Source organism: Ruegeria sp. BHSB056 (genome assembly GCF_059613305.1).
In genome coordinates this window covers 10,583-33,088 of sequence record NZ_JBXWSG010000030.1, presented here as the reverse complement: position 1 = coordinate 33,088, position 22,506 = coordinate 10,583, and the positions used below count along the sequence as shown (strand labels likewise).

Below are 22,506 nucleotides of genomic sequence, written 5' to 3'. Positions count from 1 at the left end.
TCATTATTTGGCTTTGGAGGTTTTGACCGATGATGACGGTTCATACGAATTCTGACGGTGCACTCATAGAAGTCGAGTTGTCGGGGCAAGTAACCAGCGCCGATTACACCAATACTCTGGTACCCGCGATCGAGGCTGCGCTAACCGAACATGACACGGTTAGGTTACTGGCGATAATACAACCGGAATTCCAAGGGTACGATCTGGGCGCGGCCTGGTCTGACACCAAGCTGGGGTTAAGCCATTGGCGCGGGTTCGACCGGATCGCTGTTGTGGCGGATCAGGGCTGGGTGCAGACAAGCGTTCGTCTGGCGGCCCCCATCCTACCCTGTCCGGTTCAGGTGTTCGACTTGACCGAGCTTGAGGGCGCCCGACGCTGGATGCGTGAGTCCCTGGGATCGATCCACGTGACTGACCTGAGCGGTCCATGTGTTCAGATCAGCCTTTTGGGAAAGCTGGACCCCGAAAGGTACAAACAGGCAGAACGTGATCTGGATTCGCTTTTGCAGGACCGGCCAGGCTTTCGCCTGCTGATAGACCTCAGGGAATTTGATGGCTGGCAAGGGCTGTCAGCGCTTGCGGCGCATTTCCGCTTGGCCAGCCGACATATCGGACAACTGGACCGCGCCGCGATCGTTGGGGACAAAAGCTGGCAGCGAATGGCACAGAAGGTCGCGAGCCATGTTTTAGGGACCCGGACGCAGTTTTTCCCGTCCGAAGAGTACGACAACGCCAGCGCATGGCTTGCCGCCGGATAAACCTTTGACTGCGGAACGCCTGAGCAGGCAACACCCAATCGGTCAAGGTTCGTGACGCAGCCTCGAATCCGGTCGTGCGATGTCAGGCATGATTCGGCTGCTGACGGCGGATTTTTCGCAGCTTCAGCCCCAGCTTTCCTAGTCTTGGCAAAGCGTGTCGAAAAGTGACGTTAGGAAATTACGCGCTTTTGTGAGTTTTTCTTGATTAAGGCGTCAATAACGATCAAACGCCGCGTGTTTTTCCCCCTTCTTGTGACGGGAAATACCTTTAGCCACACCCTGTCGCTGCGGGTTACCACTCACGTTGAACCTCAATGTTCAAGAGCTAGACCCCCTCGGAGCTCGAACTCGACCCGCAGTGGCACGGTTACTGGAAACGGGACGTCCGCAATGCCAATTAAGACTTTGATAGGAAGACTCACTAATACCAGAAAGACCAAACGTGCGGCTGACGTGCTGCAATCGGAATACGCGCGCAATGATGATCGGCGGTCCAAAACCAGCCAATCCGAGATTGCGCTTTTGTTTCAGAAAGAGTTGCGGGGCACCGCGCCGAACGCACCTATCCCGAAAAGGGCCACACAGCCGGCAGAAATGTCATCAAAACGTCTGCGCTGATCAGTCAGGAGCCATTCATGCGAGCGGCACGCCCGCCGCGCCGCTTGCTGAGACGCGGTTTACGAGAAGGCAGGTCGTTCATGATTTCAGCGCGTTCGCTGCTGTCCATCCTGGACCACCGAGAGATCTCGTCAATCGTGCGGTAACATCCGGTGCAGATACGCTCGGCCGGATGGACAACACAGATCTGGACACAAGGGCTTTCGACCTCATTGCGCTTCCAAACCATGTTCGTCATCGATCGGTCTCCGACCTGTTACAAAAAGCGCAGCCTGTCCAGCGCTCCCTGCAAGATATAACCTGCTGCAACGTGATCAATAACCTGTCCGCGACGTTTTCGTGACGTATCCGCCTCAAGCAGTGCTTTTTCTGCCGCAACCGTACTCAGCCGTTCATCCCAGAATCCGATAGGTAATTCCGTCAGACGGGACAGGTTTCGCGCAAATGCCCGCGTAGACTGGCAGCGCGGCCCCTCTGTGCCGTCCATGTTTTTTGGAAGACCCAACAGAATGCCGCCAATCTCGCGATCCGCAGCAATTTCGATCAACCGGGCGGAATCGAGTGTGAATTTCTTGCGCCTTACGGTTTCCAAAGGGCTGGCCACGCCCCGCATCCGGTCGGAAACTGCCACACCGATGGTCTTTTCACCCAGATCCAGCCCCATCAGGGCATGCATCGGGGGCAGCGCCTTGGCGAAGTCTTCGAAAACGTCGTGGATCATTTCGCAATCCCTGCTTGCAGGGCTGCGGCATCAATAATCTGCAAGGCCTCGGTGTTTCCGGCAAACACCTCCAGCGCCTCATTGTGGATATCCATGGCCCGTTGGCCCTGACCCAGAACACCCAGTGCGGCGATCAAACGAGCCCATTCTTCCGGCGCGCCGCCTTCCGTCGCCAAGCGGTCGGACAACTGATCCACCATTCCCTGAATCATCTGCTGCCGTTCCTCGGGGCTCATTTCTGCCGCTGCGGCCATGTCCTCGCGACTTGGGCCGGACGGTGCGCTTAGGTCCGGTGCGTTGAAAACCCCTGCCCGAAAGGCCAACTCATCAATCTGATCCCGGATCGCACCCGCCCACGGTGCGCCTGCCGGGGCTTCCCTCAGCGTTTCGACCCAAATGCGGTAGGCAAGGTCTGGTCGTCCGGTCTGAACCAACATTTGTCCCCAATAGTATCGGGCCGGGCCGTGATGGGGATCGCGTTTCAAAGCTTCGGCAAGAGCCTGTTCAGCTTCGGGCGACACATATCCACCCGCAGCCAGGATCATCATCTCGGCAAAATCCGCGTAGTGCTCGGCTGTGGCTGCGTCGCCTGACAGTTCGATCACCCTTTGTTGCGCGCTATATCCATCCTTGAAGTTTCCTGAATTGGTCTCATGCTGCGCCAAAAGCATCTGCCCCTGCAGATCATCCGGGCGGGCCGAAACGGTTTCTCGCAACTGCTTGAGAAGAGACGCGTAATTTTCGTCAAGCTGCGCCGCTTGAGGTGGGGTTGCCAGTTCTTCTGCGGCGCTCTGGGACGGACGATTTGCGCGCACCTCCTCGGCCAGTTCCAGCCGCGCGGTCAGGGGCATGTCAGGCAACCCGACGGCGCCGATACGATGATACATCGCCATCGCCCCCCCGATGATGATCAGCATGACAACCGGAATCGTCACAATCGAGACGGTCCGTGATGGCCCGGCACCCGAGCCACCCTTTTTCATTTGTTCGTCAGCGGCAAGAATTCGTCGCGAGATTTCGGTGCGGACCCGTTCCGCATCTGCCTCACCAATCACCCCGCGCGCCAGATCCCGGTCAACACCAGACAGTTGTTCACGATACACCCGCAAATCGTAAGCCGCCGCAGGTTCATCCCCACGGCGTTTGCGCAGCAATGTGAAGCTCAGAAATGCCGCAATCAGAAGCGCGACAAGAAAAATCAGAACCCAGAACGTCATGGCCCCTCCGAAGATACTGCCCTGACTTAGACCTGTGGGCCGTCCGACAAAAGGGACAAATGGCCGCGAATGAACGACATGTCGCAATAGTGCGATATTGCGGCGTTGCGCGGCGCGGTTAAACTGTCACCGCGCGGCATATCTGCGCGCAATCACCGAACCGGATGGATTCGCTTATGAAACACTACTCAGCCTTTGCTGTCGCGCGGGAGGCCCTGCGCTATCACACCGGATGGGAACGCGCCTGGCGTTCGCCCGAGCCAAAGAAACGTTATGACGTCATCATCATCGGTGCTGGCGGGCATGGTCTTGCGACCGCGTATTACCTTGGCAAGAACTACGGCATTCAGAATGTCGCGGTGATCGAAAAAGGCTGGCTGGGTGGTGGTAACACGGGTCGAAACACAACGATCATCCGCTCGAACTACCTGCAGGATCCTTCGGCGGCGATCTACGAGAAAGCACGCGGCCTTTATGAGGACCTGAGCCAGGATCTGAACTACAACATCATGTTCAGCCCGCGTGGTGTGATCATGCTGGCGCAGACCCAGCATGAAATTCGCGGCTATCAGCGCACGGCCCATGCAAACGCCCTTCAAGGTGTGAAGACTGAATGGATCGGGCCCGAACGTGTCAAGGAACTGGTGCCTATTATCAATCTGGACGGCCCCCGCTATCCAGTTCTGGGTGGGCTCTGGCAGGAACGCGGGGGCACTGCGCGTCACGATGCCGTGGCGTGGGGCTATGCGCGCGCCTGTTCAGCGATGGGTATGGATATCATCCAACAATGCGAGGTCACGGGTGTCCGATCGCAGGATGGCCGTGTCGTCGGCGTAGACACCACCAAGGGTGCCATCGATTGTGACAAGCTGGGTATCGTCGTTGCGGGCCACTCCGGTCAACTGGCCGAGATGGCGGGTTTCCGTCTCCCGCTGGAGGCCGTCGCATTGCAGGCACTGGTATCCGAACCCATCAAACCCTGCATGGATGTGGTCGTGATGGCCAACACCGTACACGGCTACATGTCGCAGTCTGACAAGGGTGAGATGGTGATCGGTGGTGGGACCGACGGGTTCAACAACTTCACCCAGCGTGGCAGCTTCCATCATATCGAGGAAACCGTCCGCGCCTTGGTCGAAACCTTCCCGATGATCTCGCGCCTCAAGATGCTGCGCCAGTGGGGCGGTATCGTAGACATGACCGGCGACCGCTCACCCATCCTGTCGAAAACTCCGCTGGGCGGGTGCTTTATCAACTGCGGCTGGGGCACTGGCGGTTTCAAGGCGATTCCCGGGTCCGGCTGGGGCATGGCGCAACTGATGGCCACAGGTCATTCGCCGTTGACCGAGGCCTTCTCGCTGGACCGCTTCAAGGAAGGCCGCTTCATTGACGAAAGCGTGGCCGCCGGGGTGGCACACTGAAGGTGGGTCCGAGGTTGCCAAGAAACAGAATTCCGGTTGGCCATTGCGCCAACCAACCGCCAAAAGGATGACAACATGCTGATCCTGAATTGCCCTTACTGCGGCGTTGATGCCGAAGAAACCGAACTGGCCGCCGGTGGCGAGGCGCATCTGAAGCGTTTTGGTCCCGGCTCGTCCGATGACGAATTCCACGACTACCTGTTCATGCGCGAAAACCCCAAAGGCGTGCATTTTGAACGCTGGCGCCATGCCAATGGCTGCGGCAAGTGGTTTCACGCGGCACGCTGCACAAGCACGCTAGAAGTGTTTGGCACCTACACGGCTCAGACCTCCGAGCCGCCGCAGGACATCAAAGATGCCATCGCCGCAAAGCGCCCTGGATGGACCTGGAGAGAGTTCTCCTGATGCTTCATCTTTTCAAAAATACTCCCGCCGGAGGCTCCGACGCCTCCACCCGCGAAAGGTCCGCACAATGAGCACCCGTCTCGCAAAACAAGGCCGGCTGATTGACCGGTCGAAAAAGGTCACGTTTACCTTCAACGGCACGTCGATGCAGGGCTATGAGGGCGACACGCTTGCCTCTGCGCTGCTGGCCAATGACCAGATGATGGTTGGCCGGTCGTTCAAGTACCACCGCCCTCGCGGTGTCGTCGCAAGCGGTGCGGAAGAGCCGAACGCTCTGGTCGGGCTGGGGCAGGGCAACCGGTTTGAACCGAACCAGCGCGCCACCACGACCGAGTTGTTCAACGGTCTGACCGCGATCTCTCAGAACCATTGGCCAAGCCTTGAACACGACATCGGTGCCGTGAACACGGCGTTCGCCCGGTTCCTGCCAGCTGGCTTCTACTACAAGACGTTCATCCATCCGAAACCATTCTGGAAGCACGTCTACGAGCCGTTCATCCGTCAGTCTGCCGGTCTGGGTAAAGCGCCCGACAAGGACAGCCGCGATGCCGATACCTATGAGCACTTCTATGCCTTCACCGATGTTCTGGTCATCGGTGGCGGTGTGGCCGGTCTACAGGCGGCAAAGGCGGCAGCAGCTTCGGGCACCAAGGTTCTGCTGATCGAGCAGAGCGCGTATTGGGGCGGTCGCGCTCCGGTTGACGGCGGCACGGTCAATGATGAGCCTGTGGATAAGTTCGTGGAGCAATTGGTTTCCGAACTCGAAACAATGGACAACGTCACCATGCGCTCCCGCTGCATGGGCGCGGGTGTTTATGACCACGGTTACGTGCTGGGATATGAACGTCTGACAGACCACACGCCGGGCGTGCAAGGCCCGCGCCACCGCCTCTGGCGTATCCGCGCCAAGCAAATTGTAACCGCAACCGGCGCAATTGAACGCCCGTTGTCCTTTGCTGGTAACGATGTTCCGGGTGTGATGCTGGCTTCTGCCATGCGCGATTATGCCGTGAACTGGGGTGTCACCCCGGGCGAGCGTGTCATCGTCGCCACCAACAATGACGACGCCTATCGCACCGCGATTACGCTGAAGCAAGCGGGTGTGGATGTTTTGCGTATTGTTGACGCACGGGCAACGGCCGGACCTTTGGCAGAGGAAGCCCGCCAGTTGGGTATCCGCGTTGATCCGGGCAAGGCTATTGCCAAGGTCAAGGGCGGCAAGCGCGTCAAGAAAGTCGCCATCTGCAACCAGGAAGGTGTTGGTGGCGCACGTGAAGAGGTCGAAGCAGACGCCGTGGCCATGTCGGGCGGCTGGTCGCCGGTCGTTCATATGTGGTCTCATTGCGGTGGCAAGCTGACCTGGGATGACGCGAATGCCTTTTTCCGCCCCGACCCCTCGCGCCCGCCGCTGGGCGCAAATGGCGAAGGTTTTGTTCTGGCCGCCGGGGCATCGAATGGCGCGTTGGCGCTGGGCGATGTTCTGACTGACGCCCACACGGTGGGAAAAGCCGCAGCCAAGGCCGCAGGGTTCAAGCCGAAAAACATCAAGGCTCCGGTTGGCGAAACCACTGCAGAAGCTCCTATGGAGGCTGTCTGGCTGATGCCGGCAAACGCCGAAATCCAGCTGCGCATGAAATCCTGGCTCGACTTCCAGAACGACGTCAAGGTTTCTGACGTCCAACTGGCCGCGCGCGAGGGCTATGAGAGTGTTGAGCACACCAAGCGTTACACCACACTTGGCATGGCGACGGATCAGGGTAAATTGAGCAATATCAATGGCTTGGCGATTCTGGCTGATGCGCTCGAATCCGAAATCCCGAAGGTCGGCACCACGACCTTCCGCCCGCCTTATACCCCCATCTCGATGGGCGCGATCGGCGGTGAAGCGCGGGGTGAAGTGTTCCAGCCGATCCGTCAGACCCCAATGCACAACTGGCACGACAAGAACGGCGCCGATTGGGAGCCGGTCGGCCATTGGCGGCGGACGTACGCCTATGTCCGCCCCGGTGAATCCGTGCATGACGCCGTGAACCGTGAGGTGAAGAACACCCGCGAAAACCTTGGCCTGCTGGACGCCTCGACGCTGGGCAAGCTGATCGTCAAAGGCCCCGACGCAGGCAAGTTTCTGGACATGTTGTACACCAACATGATGTCCACGCTGAAGGTCGGCAAATGCCGCTATGGCCTGATGTGTTCGGAAAACGGCTTCCTGATCGACGACGGCGTTGTCGCCCGCATCGACGAGGACACGTGGCTGTGCCACACCACCACCGGCGGGGCCGAGCGTATCCATGGTCACATGGAAGAATGGCTTCAGACCGAATGGTGGGACTGGAAAGTCTATGTCGCCAACGTGACCGAGCAATACGCGCAGGTCGCCGTGGTCGGCCCCAACGCCCGCAAGGTGCTTGAGAAACTGGGCGGCATGGATGTCAGCAAAGAGGCGCTGCCGTTCATGGAATGGCGCGATGGCAAGATCGGGGACTTCGATTGCCGCGCCTATCGCATCTCGTTCTCGGGCGAGTTGTCCTACGAAATCGCCGTTCCCGCCTCGCAGGGGCAGGCGTTCTGGGACGCCCTGATGGAGGCAGGCAAAGAATTCGGTGTGATGCCTTATGGCACAGAATGTCTGCACATTCTTCGGGCCGAGAAGGGCTTTATCATGATCGGCGACGAGACCGACGGCACCGTGATCCCGCAGGATCTGGGGCTGCACTGGGCGCTGTCGAAAAAGAAAGAGGACTACCTCGGTAAACGCGCCCATTCACGGACCCACATGGCCGATCCAGAACGCTGGAAATTGGTCGGTTTGGAGACTGTGGATGGATCAGTTTTGCCGGACGGTGCCTATGCGGTCGGTGAGGGTGTGAATGCCAACGGTCAGCGTAACATGATCGGGCGTGTGACCTCGACCTATTACTCGGCCAACCTCGGTAAAGGGATCGCTATGGGCCTGATCAAGCACGGCCCGGACCGGATGGGTGAAATCGTCGAGTTCCCGGGCACGGACGGCAAAACCTACAAAGCCAAGATCGTGGACCCGATCTTCTTCGACAAGGACGGGGAGAAGCAGAATGTCTGAACCCATCAGCGCACTGAACCACGCCAGCTATGATGGCATCGCCAATATCAGGGAATGTGGCCTGCAAGGCATGATCACCCTGCGCGGCGACTTGTCCGACAAAAGCCTCGCCAAGGCCGTAAAGGATGCGACTGGGCAGAACGTACCCGGTCAGCGCGAGGCGCTGGTCAGCGGCGATACCGGCGTATGCTGGATGTCACCGGACGAGCTGCTGGTGCTGGTCCCTTATGCCGAGGTCGAGACCAAACTGGCCGCAATGGTCAAAGCTTTGGGAAAAACTCACACACTGGCCGTCAACGTCTCGGATGCCCGCGCGGTATTCACGATATCAGGCGCCAGCGCACGAGAAGTGTTGGGCAAAGTCGCCCCGGTTGATCTGTCGTCCGAGGCCTTTCAACCCGGCCAGATCCGCCGCTCGCGCCTGGCGCAAGTGGCAGGCGCATTCTGGATGGACGATGCTGAAACCTTCCGCGTGGTCTGCTTCCGTTCGGCTGCGGATTACGTTTTCAAACTGCTGAAGGTTGCTGCGCAACCGGGCAGTGAGGTTGGCGTCTACTGACCGGTCCACACATCTGACGTCTTATTCGATGGCCGCCATGTCCTGGACAGGCGGCCCTTGAATTTTGTGCTTCTGCAAAGCGATTTGAGTGTGGGACACACAACAGGGTCAATCGAGAATTTCGTTGCACGACTTCTCCTATTGCGGGAGCGGTGTGATTGAGCTACCGATCGCCAAAAGGCTAAAAGATCAGAACTTTATTATGAACTTCTTCAGGTTACTCGCAAGCGGCTTAATTGCGATTTCAACTATACCTAATGTGGCCACAGCCGAGAATTATTCAGAGACGTTTGAATGTATTTTTGGCAAAGGCCTGGCAAATCGGCCAACTCCGACCCGTGTTGTTTTTTCTGTTGACGTGTACGGGCGCTTGGCGTTGCTCCACGAAGTTGACATGCGGGGCATAGATACGCCGAAAAGATCGGCTTCTATCAACAGAAACAGCTTTCGGGTTCTTTCGATCAGTTGGCCGGGCGACGCCTATACGTTTTCACGAACCGGCAGACGAACCAGAAGCGGTGACCCTCGCAGGATGGTTCTTGATTTAGGGCGCCAAAAATTTTCGATTTTCTTGAATCGCGAAACAATGAAGGCAATAGCCAGTTCGAAATCGGATGTACAATCTTCGCATGACGGAAACGCAAACGGGACCTGCGTTGAGATACCATTCCAAAGGTAAGGAAAGAACGGAGTAATACTTTGAAAAAGATAGCATTTGCATTGACGCTTGGACTTTTGTCCATACCGGCTGTTTCAGCTTCGGAAACCTTCAAAGAGACGTATGAGTGCAAGTTTGGCCGTGGCCTTGTCAACAAACCGACACCTGAATTCCTTGTGTTTTCGGTCGATGATTATGGTCGTTCCGCCTATATCCATGAGATCGAGATGCCAGATATCCATACACAGCCAGGACCAGCCAGGGTCAAGCGCGACAGTATTCGAAACTTGTCGGTTTCCTGGGTCGGTCGAGACTATGTCTATTCTGCGACTGGCAGAAGTTACGCGTCGAACGAGTCGCGTATTGACGCGATCGACCTGCTCAATCACGAGTTCACAGTGATTCTGGACCGCCGAACTTTGAAGGCGACCACACGATCAACCTCACACAGTGCGTACCTGCCGCGAGATGGTTTTGCCCGAGGGAAATGCAAACAGATACCCACACCATCCAGTTGATAAAAAGGTGCTGAAAATGAAAAGAAAACTTCTTGCTGTTGGTTTGTCTGTATTGGCCGCTGCCGCGCAAGCCGAAGTTGTGAACTATAAATGTGAGCTCCATAGTATCGAAGCTCGGGGGTGGATTCCGCCCGAGGTTTGGCTGAGCGTTGATGCTGAAAACAAGCGTGCTCGGGCTTATGATGGGGCGATACGCGCTTCGAATGAACTAGCAGGCATTTCCCCACAAACCCCGGCTGACACGAAATTCAAAGTAATACGAAGTGGTGAATATCGTTTGTCTTGGCACTTGACCCTACAGGCTAAAGTGTCGGGTAGTTACAGGGTTGCTTACACGGCAACATTCGACCCCAATACCAGCAACATAAAGCTCCGTGCCAGTTTCCCGCAAGCGAACGCGTCAAACCGACCAAGCGGCAGCGGGGCGTGTAAGCCCGTCTCGTCGCCGAATTTGTATTGAGAGGCAGCCCGGTTGTATCCCCGTCAAGGGTTTCAGCCGGTCAGCAAAAAAGTTTTGAACCCGGAGAGTGCCGAAGCGTCGGTAAAGCACTGTAATCCGGTTCCGGTCGTGTCGCTGGTTTGGCAGGTCGGGTAAAATGTAAGAAGCTCAGCCAATTCCTCCATACGATCCAGTCGTGTCTTCGGCTCCAACAGTCCTGCATGTGTTGAAAGATACAGGGCAGGACGCTGTTGCTTCAACCAGGGCACCAGCGTCGGCAGCACCGAAAATTCAGCGCCTTCGATATCCATCTTCACCAAAGACACGGCGGACAGATCGTTCACTGCGGCGAACTGATCCCAGGCAATCGTCAGAGCATCGGTTCCGTGCGCGCCGTCGTGCAAAAGGGAACTGGTAGAATCCCCGGGTTCGCCACGAACCGAGGCCATGCGGGCGACACCGAACTTATCCGACAGCGCGACACCCAAAGCGGAAACGTTATGAATGTCATTCAGATCGAGGTTCCAGGCCAGATGGCGGAACGCCGTGGCGTCGGGCTCAAAGCACCAGACATGGCGTGCCTTGCGCGCACCATAAAGAACTGTGGGCCCGATCCATGCGCCGATATCCAGGTAATCGCTTTCAGGCGAAAGATACCGGTCCATCACGGCAAAGGTTTCAGGCTCCCACTGGCCAGTGGAGGCTTTACGCCAGAACTTTGAATGATAAGGGTCCAGACGAAACGGCTCGCCGTTCAGGTTGCCCGCATAGTAACCGCGGGCGCGGTAGAACATCTTGCGCGCCTGTGTCAGCATCGCCTGCCTCCGGGTTTTCTTGTCTCGGCCCTTGACCTGCGGCGGCTGCCAAAGCATTTAACCTTGGGAACCGCAACTCAAATTTAAACAGGGGGCCGACATGGCTTTTGAACTTCCTGATCTTCCTTATGCACATGACGCGCTGGCAGCCAAGGGTATGTCCGCGGAAACACTGGAATATCACCACGATCTGCACCACAAAGCCTATGTCGACAATGGCAATAAACTGATCGCCGGCACCGAATGGGACGGCAAGTCGCTGGAAGAGATCATCGTTGGCACCTACGACGCAAATGCCGTCGCGCAGAACGGTATCTTCAACAACATCAGCCAGCTGTGGAACCACAACCAGTTCTGGGAAATGATGGGCCCCGGCGATAACGCCATGCCCGGTGAGCTTGAGAAAGCTCTGACCGAAAGCTTTGGTTCGGTTGATGAATTCAAATCGCAGTTCAGCGCCGCTGGTGCCGGTCAGTTCGGCTCGGGCTGGGCGTGGCTGGTCAAGAATGCTGACGGCTCGCTGACCGTGACCAAGACTGAAAACGGCGTGAACCCGCTTTGCTTTGGTCAGACTGCGCTGCTGGGTTGTGACGTTTGGGAACACTCATACTACATCGACTTCCGCAACAAGCGTCCGGCTTATCTGTCGAACTTCCTCGACAATCTGGTGAACTGGGAAAACGTCGCGTCGCGGATGTAAGTCATTGAACCGACGCCGGTTTATCAAGGGCCTGCTGGCGGTGACGCTGGCAGGCCTAATCACATCAGTCTACGGGTTTTTCATCGAACCCGCCCTGCGGCTGCGCGTGCGAAAATGGCGCGTCCGGCGAGAGGATTGGACTGCGCCGCCGCTCAGGATTGCCGTACTGGCAGATTTGCATCTGGGCGAACCTTTGGTCGGGCTGGACCGAATAAAACAGGTGGTACGGCGTACGAATGCGCTTGCGCCGGATATGATCCTGCTTCTGGGTGATTTCTTCGCAAGCCACAAAGGCGTTTTGCGTCCTGTCGAAATGAAAGATCTGGCACCGGTTCTTGCCAACCTTGAGGCCAAGAACGGCGTCTTTGCTGTACTTGGTAATCACGACTGGTGGGATGACCGGCAGGCGCAGCGCCGTGGTGCTGGCCCCAACCAATATGTCGATGCGCTGGAGCAGAGCGGAATTACGGTTTTGTCGAATACCGCCATCAAGCTAGAAGCTCTTGGTTTCTGGTTGGCGGGTCTTGAAGATCAGCTTGCGATCTGGCGCAACGGTAAACCGCAGGGGCTGGATGATCTGTCGGGGACACTGGCGCAAATCACCGATGATGCCCCGGTTGTGATGATGGCGCATGAGCCCGACATCTTCCCTCAAGTGCCCGACAGGGTGGCTTTGACGCTATCCGGTCATACGCATGGCGGTCAGATCCGCCTGTTTGGCTGGTCGCCGATCGTGCCCTCCAAATACGGCAACAGATATGCCTATGGGCATGTGCGCGAAGGCGGGCGTGATCTGGTTGTGTCCGGCGGAATCGGATGTTCCATCCTTCCGGTTCGATTTGGTGTAACCCCCGAGATCACGGTTATCGAACTGTCTGCCTAAAGACCTGAGGCTTCACCAAATCGACCAGCCCAATGTCTTGCCCGCATATGTGCGGCAACGATGCACAGCTGCTTTCGGTCAGACTCTTTCGCGACCTGCCGGGCTTACCGCAGCTTGTCGCGCAGGGCCGTCATCGCTGTTTCTGCATCTTCAGCCCAAATGACAAAGTCACCCAGTGATCGATCAGCAAAGCCTTGCCCGATCACCTGATGCAACAGGGTTTTCAACGCATCCCAATAGCCGTTCACATTGACGATGACGATGGGTTTGTCGTGCAGGCCCAGCTGCCGCCAGGTCAGTGCTTCGAACAGTTCGTCCAGTGATCCTGGCCCGCCGGGCAGGACAACCACGGCGTCAGCATTCATGATCATGACCTTTTTCCGCTCGTGCATGGTTTCTGTGATCACGAAATGGGTCAGGTCGGTCTTGCCGACCTCTCGTTTGACCAGATGCACCGGAATGACGCCAAAGGTCTCGCCACCGGCCTGTTGCGCGGCCCGGGCGACTTCGCCCATCAGCCCGACATCTCCGGCACCGTAAACCAGCCGCCAGCCTTCCTGCGCAAGAAGGCGGCCAAACTGTCGTGCGGTTTCAGAATAAGCCTTCTCGGCCCCATTGCGTGACCCGCAATACACACAGACGGATTTCTGAGACATGAAAGAGACGCTCCGGGGTTGTGTCAGAGGTTTTGACCCGTGATAGCGGGATTGATAGATTGGCTCAACTGTCCGCTGGAAGGCTTTTGAAGACAAAGCTTTTGTACGGTGGGGTGAAAGGAAAACAATGGACGCCAAATCGGGAAACGGAAGCTCGGGCAATTTTGTCTGGGGTGTGATTGCGGGTCTGGTTGCCGTGCTGGGCGTTGGCGGTTTGTATCTGTCCGGTGCTTTCACCAAAGCGCCAGAGCCTGAGGCGGGCGCACCGCAGGAACCCGCGTCCGTTGCAACCACGCAGCCGCAGGAACAAGCCGCCGAAGCGCCCGCGGAAACCGCCACAAAGGAACCAACTGAGCAGGCCGCCGTAACACCGGATGAGGCACCAACCGCTGAACCTGTCGAAGATACGGTTGCGGCAACAGATGTTGTTTCAGATACTGAACCTGCGGCGGCTCAATCGGAAGAGAATGCACCGGCACGCACGGCCCCCCCGGTTTTAGATCAGATTTTTGTTGAAGCAGACGGAACGGCGCTTTTGTCAGGTGACGCCGAACCGGGCAGCCAGATTGAAGTTCTCCTGAACGGTGAAACCATACACACATTCACGGTGGACAGCAGCGGGCAATTCGCCGAGTTCGTCTCGATCCCCTTCAGCGATGCCGCGCAGGGGCTAATCCTGCACAGCAAAAACGGCGGGCAAACAACCCGGTCTGACGACTATCTGATCGCCGCTCTGCCGAATCCGGTCGAGGAAGAGCCGGTTGCGCAGCAAACTGATGCTGCCGATCAGGGCGAAACAACCGAAGCTGAAGAACAGATAGCCTCGGCGGTTGTCGATCCAGAGACCGAAACCCCAGCTGAGACCGAAACATCAGACCCTGTGGCGACCGCGCCAGAAGCCAGCGAAGCGCAGGTTGCCGACCAGTCGGCAGAGACATCTGAAACGGGTCAGCAGATCGCGGTACTGCGGTCGGGCGAAGAAGGCGTTGAACTCGTGCAACCGCCCGTGGTTCGGGATACCCCGCCGGAACAGGTCGCGCTGGATACCATCGGGTATTCCGAAACCGGTGACGTCCAGTTGACCGGGCGAATACAGGACGGGGCGGCCATCAGGGTGTATCTGGACAATCGTCTGGTTGCCGACCTTGCTCCGGAACAGGATGGATCCTGGCGGAGTGATCTGGACGGTATCGACCCCGGTGTTTACACGTTGCGTGTTGACGCGGTGAACACGGACGGGAAGGTCCTCAGCCGGGTCGAAACCCCGTTCAAACGCGAGCCTGTGGAAGTTTTGGAAGCAGCATCAGGTGGCGGTGACGGAACGGCCGCGCAGGACAATGCCCCGGCAATTCGGTCGGTCACTGTGCAGCGGGGTGACACGCTGTGGGCGATCTCGCGTGACCGCTTTGGCGATGGCATCCTGTATGTGCGCCTGTTCGAAGCCAACCGCGACTTGATCCGCGACCCGGATCTGATCTATCCGGGGCAAATCTTTACGATACCGGAATAATCAACGCACTGGCCCGTTGCGGGCCAGAGCCTTTCTCTGACCGCAGACAAGGTACGTGATGAGACGAACATCTCCGATGACCTCGAGTGACGGGGTGCAGAGCGGCGAGCGCAGTTCAGGCTGGCGGACAATCCGCAAGGTTGCGCCCTACCTCTGGCCGCAGGACGAGGTTTGGGTAAAGCGCCGCGTGGTTATCGCAATGGCGATGCTGGTTCTGGCCAAACTGATCGCGGTCTATACCCCGATCCTATACAAAGGCGCCGTTGATTCTTTGGCAGGTGAAGGCGTGCCGCCGCTGGCGCTGGGTGCAGTGGGTGTGACGGTTGCCTACGGCGTGGCGCGTATGATGACGGTTGGGTTCCAGCAACTGCGGGACGCCGCCTTTGCCCCTGTCGGACAGCGGGCCTTGCGGGCGCTGGCGTTGGAGACGTTCCGGCATATCCATAACCTGTCCATGCGCTATCACGTCTCGCGCCGCACCGGCGGGCTGAGCCGTATCATCGAGAGGGGCGTCAAAGGCGTGGAATTCCTGCTGCGTTTCCTGCTGTTCTCGATCGGGCCGCTGATCCTTGAGCTGTTGCTGGTTGCGATCATCCTGATGTGGTTGTTCGACGTCTGGTATCTGGTCGTCGTCGCCGTCACCATCGGCCTTTACATCTGGTTCACCTTTGCCGTGACCGAATGGCGGGTAAAGCTGCGGCGTGAGATGAACGACCAGGATACCGAAGCCAATCAGCGCGCCATTGACAGTTTGCTTAACTTCGAAACCGTCAAGTATTTCAACGCGGAAGCGCGCGAAGCCGCACGTTACGACGTGTCGATGAAAGCCTATGCCGGCGCGGCGCTGAAAACGGCCTATTCGCTGGCGTTTCTGAATTTTGGCCAATCCTTCCTGATCACCTGTGGCCTGATCGGAGTCATGGTTCTGGCCGCAATTGGCGTTCAGAATGGAAACCTGACCGTGGGCGATTTTGTCATGGTCAACGCCTACATGATCCAGATCACCGTTCCGCTGAACTTCCTGGGGACGGTCTATCGTGAGATCCGGCAATCGCTGGTTGATATGGGGCAGATGTTTGATCTGCTCGAACAACCTGCCGAAGTCACCGATCAGCCCGATGCACCCGACCTTGCGGTCAATGGTGGTGAGGTCACACTTGACGATGTGCATTTCGGTTATGACCCTGAAAGGGAAATCCTAAAGGGTGTTTCCTTGACGGTTCCTGCCGGGCAGACGGTCGCAATCGTTGGGGCAACCGGGTCTGGCAAGTCGACCATCGGGCGGCTGTTGTTCCGGTTTTACGACGTGACCAAAGGCGCGCTGAAGATTGACGGGCAGGATGTGCGGAATGTGACCCAGACCAGCCTGCACGCGGCCATCGGCGTTGTGCCGCAGGACACGGTGCTGTTTAACGACACCATTCGCTACAACATTGCGTATGGGCGCGACGATGCCACCCCAGAGGATGTCGAGGCCGCAGCCCGCGCCGCCCAGATTCATGACTTCATCACATCGCTGCCCGACGGATACGACACCATGGTGGGTGAGCGCGGTCTGAAACTGTCCGGCGGTGAAAAGCAACGGGTTGGCATAGCGCGGACATTGCTGAAGAACCCTCCGATCCTGTTGCTGGACGAGGCGACCTCGGCCCTGGATACCGACACGGAACAGGACATCAAGGATGCGCTGGCGCACGCAGGGGAAGGGCGGACGGTGATCACGATTGCCCATCGCCTCAGCACGATTGCCGAGGCGGATCGGATTGTTGTTCTTGAGGCCGGTGAGATCATCGAACAGGGCACACATGACGAGCTGTTGGCGCGGTCCGGGCGATATGCTCAACTGTGGAACCGCCAGCAGTCGGACAGTGAGGCCGCCTGAGGGCCTCATCTTGCCCCGCGGGATGTGCTAGGATGCGCCGTGAATGAAGGTGGACGCCATGATCAATGGTTTAGCAAGACGATTGGTACCTATAGCGGTCGTGGTTCTTCTTCCGGCCATGGTTGCGGCTGACCCGATCGAGGGCGTTTGGAAGACCGAGCCTGATCGCAAGAACCTGATCTCGCACATCGAGATATCCGCCTGCGCGGACAAGTTCTGCGGCACGATACTTTCGGCTTTTGATTCATCGGGCAAAGAAGTTCAAACGCCGAATATTGGGAAAAAGCTGTTCTGGGATGTGTCCAGCGAAGGCGGTGGAAAATACGGCGGGGGTGAGTTCTGGGTTCCCCTGATCGACGTTGACGCTGTTCCACAGATGACGTTGCAGGGAAACAAGCTCATGGTCAAAGGTTGTGAACACGCGATTTGCGCGCACCAGACATGGTCCAGATTGTGACGACAGAAAACGAAAAGGACCGGAAATCCCGGTCCTTTCATCCTTATTCTGCAGCTTTTAGCGGCGATCCCGGAACCTGATCTATAGGCTCGTCTCGCGGCCGGGTCTCGGATTGTGACGGCTCGTCCCACACAATCTCGGTCGCCTGTAGTTTGCGGGCCGAGCGACCAATAGCCATATCCTGCGCGATCTGACTGGACCGCCCCGCAGTCACACGGGCAAGCCCGCGACTGAGCCAGACAGCGTAAGTTGTCACCCAGACACGCAGCGCCAGAAGCGACGGCGTCACGATCAGCGTGAGAACAGTGGCGATGCCAAGACCAAAGACAACCGCTGTGGCCAGCTGTTTCCACCACAGGGCAGTGGGACTGTCGATGGAATAGCCGCCATTGATGAAGTCCAGCGAAAGCCCAAACATCATCGGGGTCAGACCGGCCATTGTCGTCAACGTGGTCAGCAAAACCGGGCGGATGCGGGATTCCGCAGTGCGGACGATTGCATCGATCCTTGGCATATAGGCGCTGTATTCCTGATAGGTATCGATCAGAACAATGTTGTTGTTCACCACAATTCCTGCCAGCGCAACGATGCCGGTGCCGGTCATGATGATCGAAAAGGGTTGCTCCATCACGATCATGCCGATCAGCACCCCGGTGGTCGAAAGAACAACCGCCAACAGCACCAGCACCGAATTGTAGAACGAGTTGAACTGGGCCAGCAGGATCACGAACATCAGCCCCAATGCGCCCATGAAGGCATTCACCAGAAATGCGCCGGATTCAGCCTGCTCTTCCTGATCCCCGGTCCATTCCCAACTGATTGAGGTGGGGAACGGGTCCGTGTTCAGCCACTGCGTTAGCTTCTCGATCCGCTCGTTCGCGTTCATCGGGACGAGTTGCACTGTGGCCTTCTCGGCATCTATCTGGCTTTGAACAGTTGAGATATCAATCGATTGGGTGACTTCTGGAACATTGTACCGAAGTACCTGTGGACTCCAAAAAAGCGAGAACGGGAAAGATCTGGGTTGTTTCATGGTGACGTTGTACGCTTCACCATTTCCAGCTCCTTCATCAGTGACCTCGTAACCGAAACCAACGTCGAGCGCTCCGTTCTCTACTGGTTCGCCATCTTCATCAAGTGGGATCATCTGAAGGATCTGAATTCCGTCAATTACATCCGCCTTGACATCGTAATAACGTTGCTGGTCGACACGGTTGATCTGGGCCAGTTTGGCCACGGGTTCCCGGGTCACGAAGTTCGACAGCGGAACCAACCCGTCCGGCGTGCGGACCTTGAGCGTGTCCAATGTCGACAGCACGCGATCCTCTTCCGGCAATCGGACACGGATCTCGATCTCTTCATCTGTGCTGTCGGGGCGCATCTCACCCAGCAGGATGCCGCGTGTCACCAGCTGCACCATGGCACCGACGGTGGCCACATCAGCCCCAAACCGGCCGGCCTTCGCCACATCGACGTCAATTTGCCAATCGATGCCCGGCAAGGGCAGGGTGTCTTCGGTTTTGATCAGCCCCGGCGTTTCGTCAAAGATCTGGCGCGCGGTGACAGTGGCCGATGTCAGCTCGTCCCAACCGTCCCCCTTGATGCGCAGGTGAACGGGCTTGGCCGAGGCCGGGCCCTGTTCCAATGCCAGGATTTCAACAACGATACCGGGTATTGTCGCCAGTTTGGCGTTGAGATCGTCGATTACGTAATCGCCATCAAATTCTGGAGCCACAAAGTGGCGCTCAAACAACCCCCACAAAGCGGATTCCGAAACGTTCGGGCGATCTTCCCATGGTATAATTTCGAACTGGACGCGCCCCACCGTGTCCGCCGGTGCCTGCGCACCGCCGGTGTTCTGGTTCAGACCACCTTCGCCTGCAAAGGAAAAGACGTTGATTACTGCCGGATGAGATCCAATGATCTGTTCGGCCTGCAGCACCATCTCGTCTTTTTCAGCCAGTGACAGGTTGCCACGGGCACGGACGTAAGCAGTTGCCTGTTCCGGTTCGCTTTCAACAAAGAATTCGACACCTCGGGATTCCTGCGGGAACCAGACGAAGGTCACGAAATACACGGCGGAGAAAACTGCCGCCAGCGACACGATCGGCATGATCGGGTTGCCGACAAGGAACCCGATCACATGTCCGAAAGGTGTGTGTTCGTCAGCGGTGTGGACGTGGTCTTCTTCCGCGCGTTCGAACTTGGTCGCGCTCAGCGTTACAGACCCGGCAAAGGCCCCGAACAGGAACAGCAGGGCACCAGCGACCACTCCTCCGGGCAGCAGATAGTCAGGGTTCAGAACCTGCATTGCGCCAAGGAAAATCATGTAGAGCGACGGGGGCACCATCACCGCCCGAACCCACCACCGGGTACGCGCCCGGAGCCAATTCGAAGACCGGTCAAAAACGCGGCTCAGACGCCCCGAAACACCACCCATGACTGGCAGGTAGATCAGCGCCACGATCAGCGAAGCCGACAGAACAAAGATCAGCGTGACCGGCAACATTCCCATGAATTCGCCCGGAATACCGGGCCAGAACAGCATCGGCAGGAAGGCGCATAGCGTCGTCGCGGTCGAGGATACAATGGGCCAGAACATACGTTGGGCCGCCTCGACATAAGCATGCATCGGGCCGACGCCTTCCTTGATGCGTTTATCTGCGTATTCCACCACCACGATGGCACCGTCAACCAGCATCCCCACGGCCAGAATGAGGCCGAACATAACGATGTTCGAGATACTGACACCCATGACTGCCAGAAACGCGAAACACAGCAGGAACGAGGTCGGGATTGCAAAACCCACCAAAAGCGCGGCCCGCGTACCCAAAGATGCCAGAACCACGATCATTACCAAGGCGATTGCAGTCAGAACGGACCCTTCAAGCTGACTGACCATCGAACCGACAATACGGCTCTGGTCGTTCGACGTCCCAAGCTCGACCGCCGCCTGAAGCTCGGGCGGCCATTTGGTCTTGGCCAGAGCAATGGTTTCTTTCACCTGCGTAACGGTGTCGATCAGGTTAAATCCCTTGCGTTTGACAACCTGCAGCGCGACGGTCGCCTCGCCGTTGAAACGGGCGGTACCTTCGCGATCTTCAAAAGTGTAGTTGATCTGCGCAAGCTCTCCCAGCGTAACAACCCGGTCGCCATTGACCTTGACCGGCAAGGCATAGACATCCTGCGCTGTTTTGAATGACGACGGGATCTTGACCGAGAATGTACCCTGTGCGGTTTCGACTTCGCCCGCTGCGATCAACTGGTTGTTGTTTCGTACGACGTTGATCAGCTCGGCCGCGGTCACGTTGTACGCCTCAAGCCGCAGGGGGTCGATGATGACCTCAAGCAACTCGTCACGATTGCCCGCGATACCCGCTTCGAGAACGGAATCCAGCGCCTCAAGCTCGTCCTGCAAGTCCTTGGCGACACGGGCCATTGTGCGTTCCGGAACAGCTCCGGTCAGGTTGACGATGACGATCGGGAACTCGGAAAAGTTGATTTCCGTCAGCGAGTATTGTTCCGCACCTTCCGGGAAATCAGCCTGGGCCGTGTTCATGGCATCGCGCACGTCCGCCATGATCGAGGTCTTGTCCCAGCCGAATTCAAACTCCAGCGCGACCCCGGCATAGCCTTCGGCCGCAGTCGACGTCATTTCCTTGAGCCCGTCGAGATCCGCCAGTTCGGTCTCCATTGGCTTGACCAAAAGGTTTTCCGAGTCTTCCGCTGAAATCCCAGGAAACTGCACCGAAACGAAAAGGGCAGGGATTTCGATATCCGGTTCACCCTCTTTCGGAAGCGAGACATAGGCAAAGCCGCCTACGACCAGTGAAATAGCGATGAACGCCATTACCATTCGGGCCCTGCCTGCGGCCCATGCGACGATACCCGTCATTGCGAGGCTTCCCGATAAGTAGGTGCAACGGTAACACCGCGGATCACGAACTCCTGCCCGACCACGATGATATCAACCGTTTCCGGAAGACCGTCGATCCAGACACCTTCGGCGGTGTCGCGCAGGATGCGGACTGGCATGAAGTCAACAACGTTGCCTGCGCCAACTGTGCGCACACCCAATTGCCCTTCGTTGCTAAGTGTCAGCGCCGATTGCGGCAGCAGGTGGGCTTTCGCGCCCTCGGCGGCGATGCTGATTGTCGCCGTCTGACCGTCGCGAATGGTCAAGTCGGGGTTCGGAACGGTGATTTCCACCTCGAATGTACGTGTTGTCTCGTCCGCGGACCGGCTCAGGAACGTGACCCGCCCCCCCAGTTGCCGACCGGTCACAAGTGTTGCCGAGGCTTCGGACCCAACAAGCACCCGATTGACTTCGGTCTCGGGCACGAAGCCGACCAGCTTGATCGGGTCCAGTTGAATGACGGTCGCGCAAAGTGATCCAGGCTGCATCAGGCTGCCCAGTTCTGCAGTGTCGCTTTCCAGCAAGCCCTTGAAGGGGGCTTTGATGGTCAGGCGGCCAACCTCTCGCTGTGCGGCCTCGACTGCTGCTGCGGCTGCTTCGATGCCTGCACGCGTGGCCTCCAACCCGGCTTCGGCTGTTTTCACACCGGCTTCCGCTGAGCTCATCACCGCTTCGCTGGAGATGCGACGGGTTTCCGACGCATAGCCGGTTTCAGCCAGTTTGCGCGAGGCTGTCAGATTGATCTCGGCCTCGGCCACAAGCGCATGTGCCTCTGTGAGGCGTGCTTCGGCTTCGGGTATGCGGCTCTGGGCTTCCAGTTTGCCCGCCATGGCTTCGGCCAGTTGCGCCGGGCGCGTGCCGGGATCAAGTTCGCATAATATATCACCCGCCTCAACAAACGCACCTTTGCGTTTAGGTTCAGAGATAACGGTGGACGTGGTTTCCGAAAGCACTTCGACCTGCCGGTTCGCCTTGGTCTGACCACGCAGCAGCACGGCGCTGTCAATTTCACGCGCTTGCGAGCGCAGGGCGACAACACCCACTGCAGAGATATCGGAGTTATCGGTTTCCGCTGCTTCGTCTTGTGTCGCTTCCCCGGCTTCACCGCGCCCGGCAAAGGCGAACAAGGTGTCACGTTCAAACACCAAAAAATACAGTGCAACAATCACGAGAAGAGCGTTGATGAAAGAAATCAAACGCATACAGTGTTTCTCCTAAGAATCTGCGCCATTAAAACTTGGGCTGTTACGCCTTGAAATGGGGTTTGTTCGGCATCTTTTCCATACTGAAC

At 57.7% G+C, this 22,506-nt stretch carries 19 protein-coding genes; 12 read left to right on the top strand and 7 right to left on the bottom strand.

The genetic code is table 11. The annotated features are described in order from the left end of the window. Nucleotides 1-29: 29 nt before the first annotated feature. Together AC2FND_RS09840 and AC2FND_RS09835 are read left to right on the top strand one after the other, a co-directional pair. On the top strand, nucleotides 30-758 hold the full coding sequence (locus AC2FND_RS09840; protein ID WP_209596881.1) for a SpoIIAA family protein: 729 nt from the start codon (nucleotides 30-32) through the stop codon (nucleotides 756-758). A 390-nt stretch (nucleotides 759-1,148) separates the two neighbouring features. Next, nucleotides 1,149-1,376 carry a hypothetical protein gene (locus AC2FND_RS09835; protein ID WP_480504637.1) on the top strand — a complete coding sequence of 76 codons (228 nt, stop codon included), beginning with the start codon at nucleotides 1,149-1,151 and terminating at the stop codon, nucleotides 1,374-1,376. Nucleotides 1,377-1,380: 4 nt separating this feature from the next. Here AC2FND_RS09835 and AC2FND_RS09830 read toward each other — a convergent pair whose 3' ends face one another. The 3 genes from AC2FND_RS09830 to ccmI are packed head-to-tail and all read right to left on the bottom strand — an operon-like array spanning nucleotide 1,381 to nucleotide 3,314. Further along, nucleotides 1,381-1,614, bottom strand: a complete 234-nt coding sequence (locus tag AC2FND_RS09830; RefSeq protein ID WP_209503450.1) for a DUF1289 domain-containing protein — start codon at nucleotides 1,612-1,614, stop codon at nucleotides 1,381-1,383. A gap of 18 nt (nucleotides 1,615-1,632) precedes the next feature. After that, on the bottom strand, nucleotides 1,633-2,097 hold the full coding sequence (gene ruvX / locus AC2FND_RS09825; protein ID WP_209503452.1) for a Holliday junction resolvase RuvX: 465 nt from the start codon (nucleotides 2,095-2,097) through the stop codon (nucleotides 1,633-1,635). Beyond that, nucleotides 2,094-3,314 carry a c-type cytochrome biogenesis protein CcmI gene (gene ccmI / locus AC2FND_RS09820; protein WP_496769437.1) on the bottom strand — a complete coding sequence of 407 codons (1,221 nt, stop codon included), beginning with the start codon at nucleotides 3,312-3,314 and terminating at the stop codon, nucleotides 2,094-2,096. The genes ruvX and ccmI overlap by 4 nt, the downstream gene beginning before the upstream one ends. A 176-nt stretch (nucleotides 3,315-3,490) precedes the next feature. On the opposite strand from ccmI, the gene AC2FND_RS09815 reads away from it, so the two are divergent. From AC2FND_RS09815 to AC2FND_RS09795, 5 genes are all read left to right on the top strand, one after another. Beyond that, nucleotides 3,491-4,735, top strand: coding sequence for a sarcosine oxidase subunit beta family protein (locus AC2FND_RS09815; protein ID WP_209503456.1), 1,245 nt, complete (start codon nucleotides 3,491-3,493; stop codon nucleotides 4,733-4,735). Nucleotides 4,736-4,810: 75 nt separating this feature from the next. Next, complete coding sequence (locus AC2FND_RS09810) at nucleotides 4,811-5,140, top strand: sarcosine oxidase subunit delta (RefSeq protein ID WP_480504645.1); 330 nt, start codon at nucleotides 4,811-4,813, stop codon at nucleotides 5,138-5,140. A 67-nt stretch (nucleotides 5,141-5,207) separates the two neighbouring features. Next, nucleotides 5,208-8,222 carry a sarcosine oxidase subunit alpha family protein gene (locus AC2FND_RS09805; protein WP_496769435.1) on the top strand — a complete coding sequence of 1,005 codons (3,015 nt, stop codon included), beginning with the start codon at nucleotides 5,208-5,210 and terminating at the stop codon, nucleotides 8,220-8,222. Further along, nucleotides 8,215-8,781, top strand: coding sequence for a sarcosine oxidase subunit gamma (locus tag AC2FND_RS09800; protein WP_496769433.1), 567 nt, complete (start codon nucleotides 8,215-8,217; stop codon nucleotides 8,779-8,781). Before AC2FND_RS09805 ends, AC2FND_RS09800 begins: the two co-directional genes overlap by 8 nt. Nucleotides 8,782-9,480: 699 nt before the next feature. After that, complete coding sequence (locus tag AC2FND_RS09795; protein WP_480504651.1) at nucleotides 9,481-9,957, top strand: hypothetical protein; 477 nt, start codon at nucleotides 9,481-9,483, stop codon at nucleotides 9,955-9,957. A gap of 492 nt (nucleotides 9,958-10,449) precedes the next feature. Here AC2FND_RS09795 and AC2FND_RS09790 read toward each other — a convergent pair whose 3' ends face one another. Continuing rightward, nucleotides 10,450-11,211: an FkbM family methyltransferase gene (locus AC2FND_RS09790; protein WP_496769431.1), complete on the bottom strand. Its 762-nt coding sequence runs from the start codon at nucleotides 11,209-11,211 to the stop codon at nucleotides 10,450-10,452. Nucleotides 11,212-11,311: 100 nt separating this feature from the next. On the opposite strand from AC2FND_RS09790, the gene AC2FND_RS09785 reads away from it, so the two are divergent. Together AC2FND_RS09785 and AC2FND_RS09780 are read left to right on the top strand one after the other, a co-directional pair. Further along, a complete protein-coding gene (locus AC2FND_RS09785; RefSeq protein WP_209503468.1) occupies nucleotides 11,312-11,911 on the top strand; it encodes a superoxide dismutase in 600 nt (199 codons plus the stop codon). Between the two features lie 4 nt (nucleotides 11,912-11,915). Then, nucleotides 11,916-12,794 carry a metallophosphoesterase gene (locus AC2FND_RS09780; protein WP_480480305.1) on the top strand — a complete coding sequence of 293 codons (879 nt, stop codon included), beginning with the start codon at nucleotides 11,916-11,918 and terminating at the stop codon, nucleotides 12,792-12,794. 104 nt (nucleotides 12,795-12,898) lie between these two features. On the opposite strand, the gene AC2FND_RS09775 is transcribed toward AC2FND_RS09780, so the two are convergent. After that, nucleotides 12,899-13,450: an LOG family protein gene (locus tag AC2FND_RS09775; protein ID WP_496769429.1), complete on the bottom strand. Its 552-nt coding sequence runs from the start codon at nucleotides 13,448-13,450 to the stop codon at nucleotides 12,899-12,901. Nucleotides 13,451-13,577: 127 nt separating this feature from the next. Between AC2FND_RS09775 and AC2FND_RS09770 the strand changes: the two genes are divergently transcribed. The 3 genes from AC2FND_RS09770 to AC2FND_RS09760 are packed head-to-tail and all read left to right on the top strand — an operon-like array spanning nucleotide 13,578 to nucleotide 17,299. Beyond that, nucleotides 13,578-14,960: a LysM peptidoglycan-binding domain-containing protein gene (locus AC2FND_RS09770; protein ID WP_496769428.1), complete on the top strand. Its 1,383-nt coding sequence runs from the start codon at nucleotides 13,578-13,580 to the stop codon at nucleotides 14,958-14,960. A 58-nt stretch (nucleotides 14,961-15,018) separates the two neighbouring features. Next, complete coding sequence (locus AC2FND_RS09765; protein WP_496769426.1) at nucleotides 15,019-16,842, top strand: ABCB family ABC transporter ATP-binding protein/permease; 1,824 nt, start codon at nucleotides 15,019-15,021, stop codon at nucleotides 16,840-16,842. A 58-nt stretch (nucleotides 16,843-16,900) separates the two neighbouring features. After that, nucleotides 16,901-17,299 carry a DUF2147 domain-containing protein gene (locus tag AC2FND_RS09760; protein WP_496769424.1) on the top strand — a complete coding sequence of 133 codons (399 nt, stop codon included), beginning with the start codon at nucleotides 16,901-16,903 and terminating at the stop codon, nucleotides 17,297-17,299. A gap of 43 nt (nucleotides 17,300-17,342) precedes the next feature. Here the strand turns inward: AC2FND_RS09760 and AC2FND_RS09755 are convergent, their stop codons facing one another. Further along, nucleotides 17,343-21,194, bottom strand: a complete 3,852-nt coding sequence (locus AC2FND_RS09755) for an efflux RND transporter permease subunit (protein ID WP_496769422.1) — start codon at nucleotides 21,192-21,194, stop codon at nucleotides 17,343-17,345. After that, a complete protein-coding gene (locus AC2FND_RS09750) occupies nucleotides 21,191-22,417 on the bottom strand; it encodes an efflux RND transporter periplasmic adaptor subunit (RefSeq protein WP_209503480.1) in 1,227 nt (408 codons plus the stop codon). The genes AC2FND_RS09755 and AC2FND_RS09750 overlap by 4 nt, the downstream gene beginning before the upstream one ends. Between the last annotated feature and the right edge of the window lie 89 nt (nucleotides 22,418-22,506).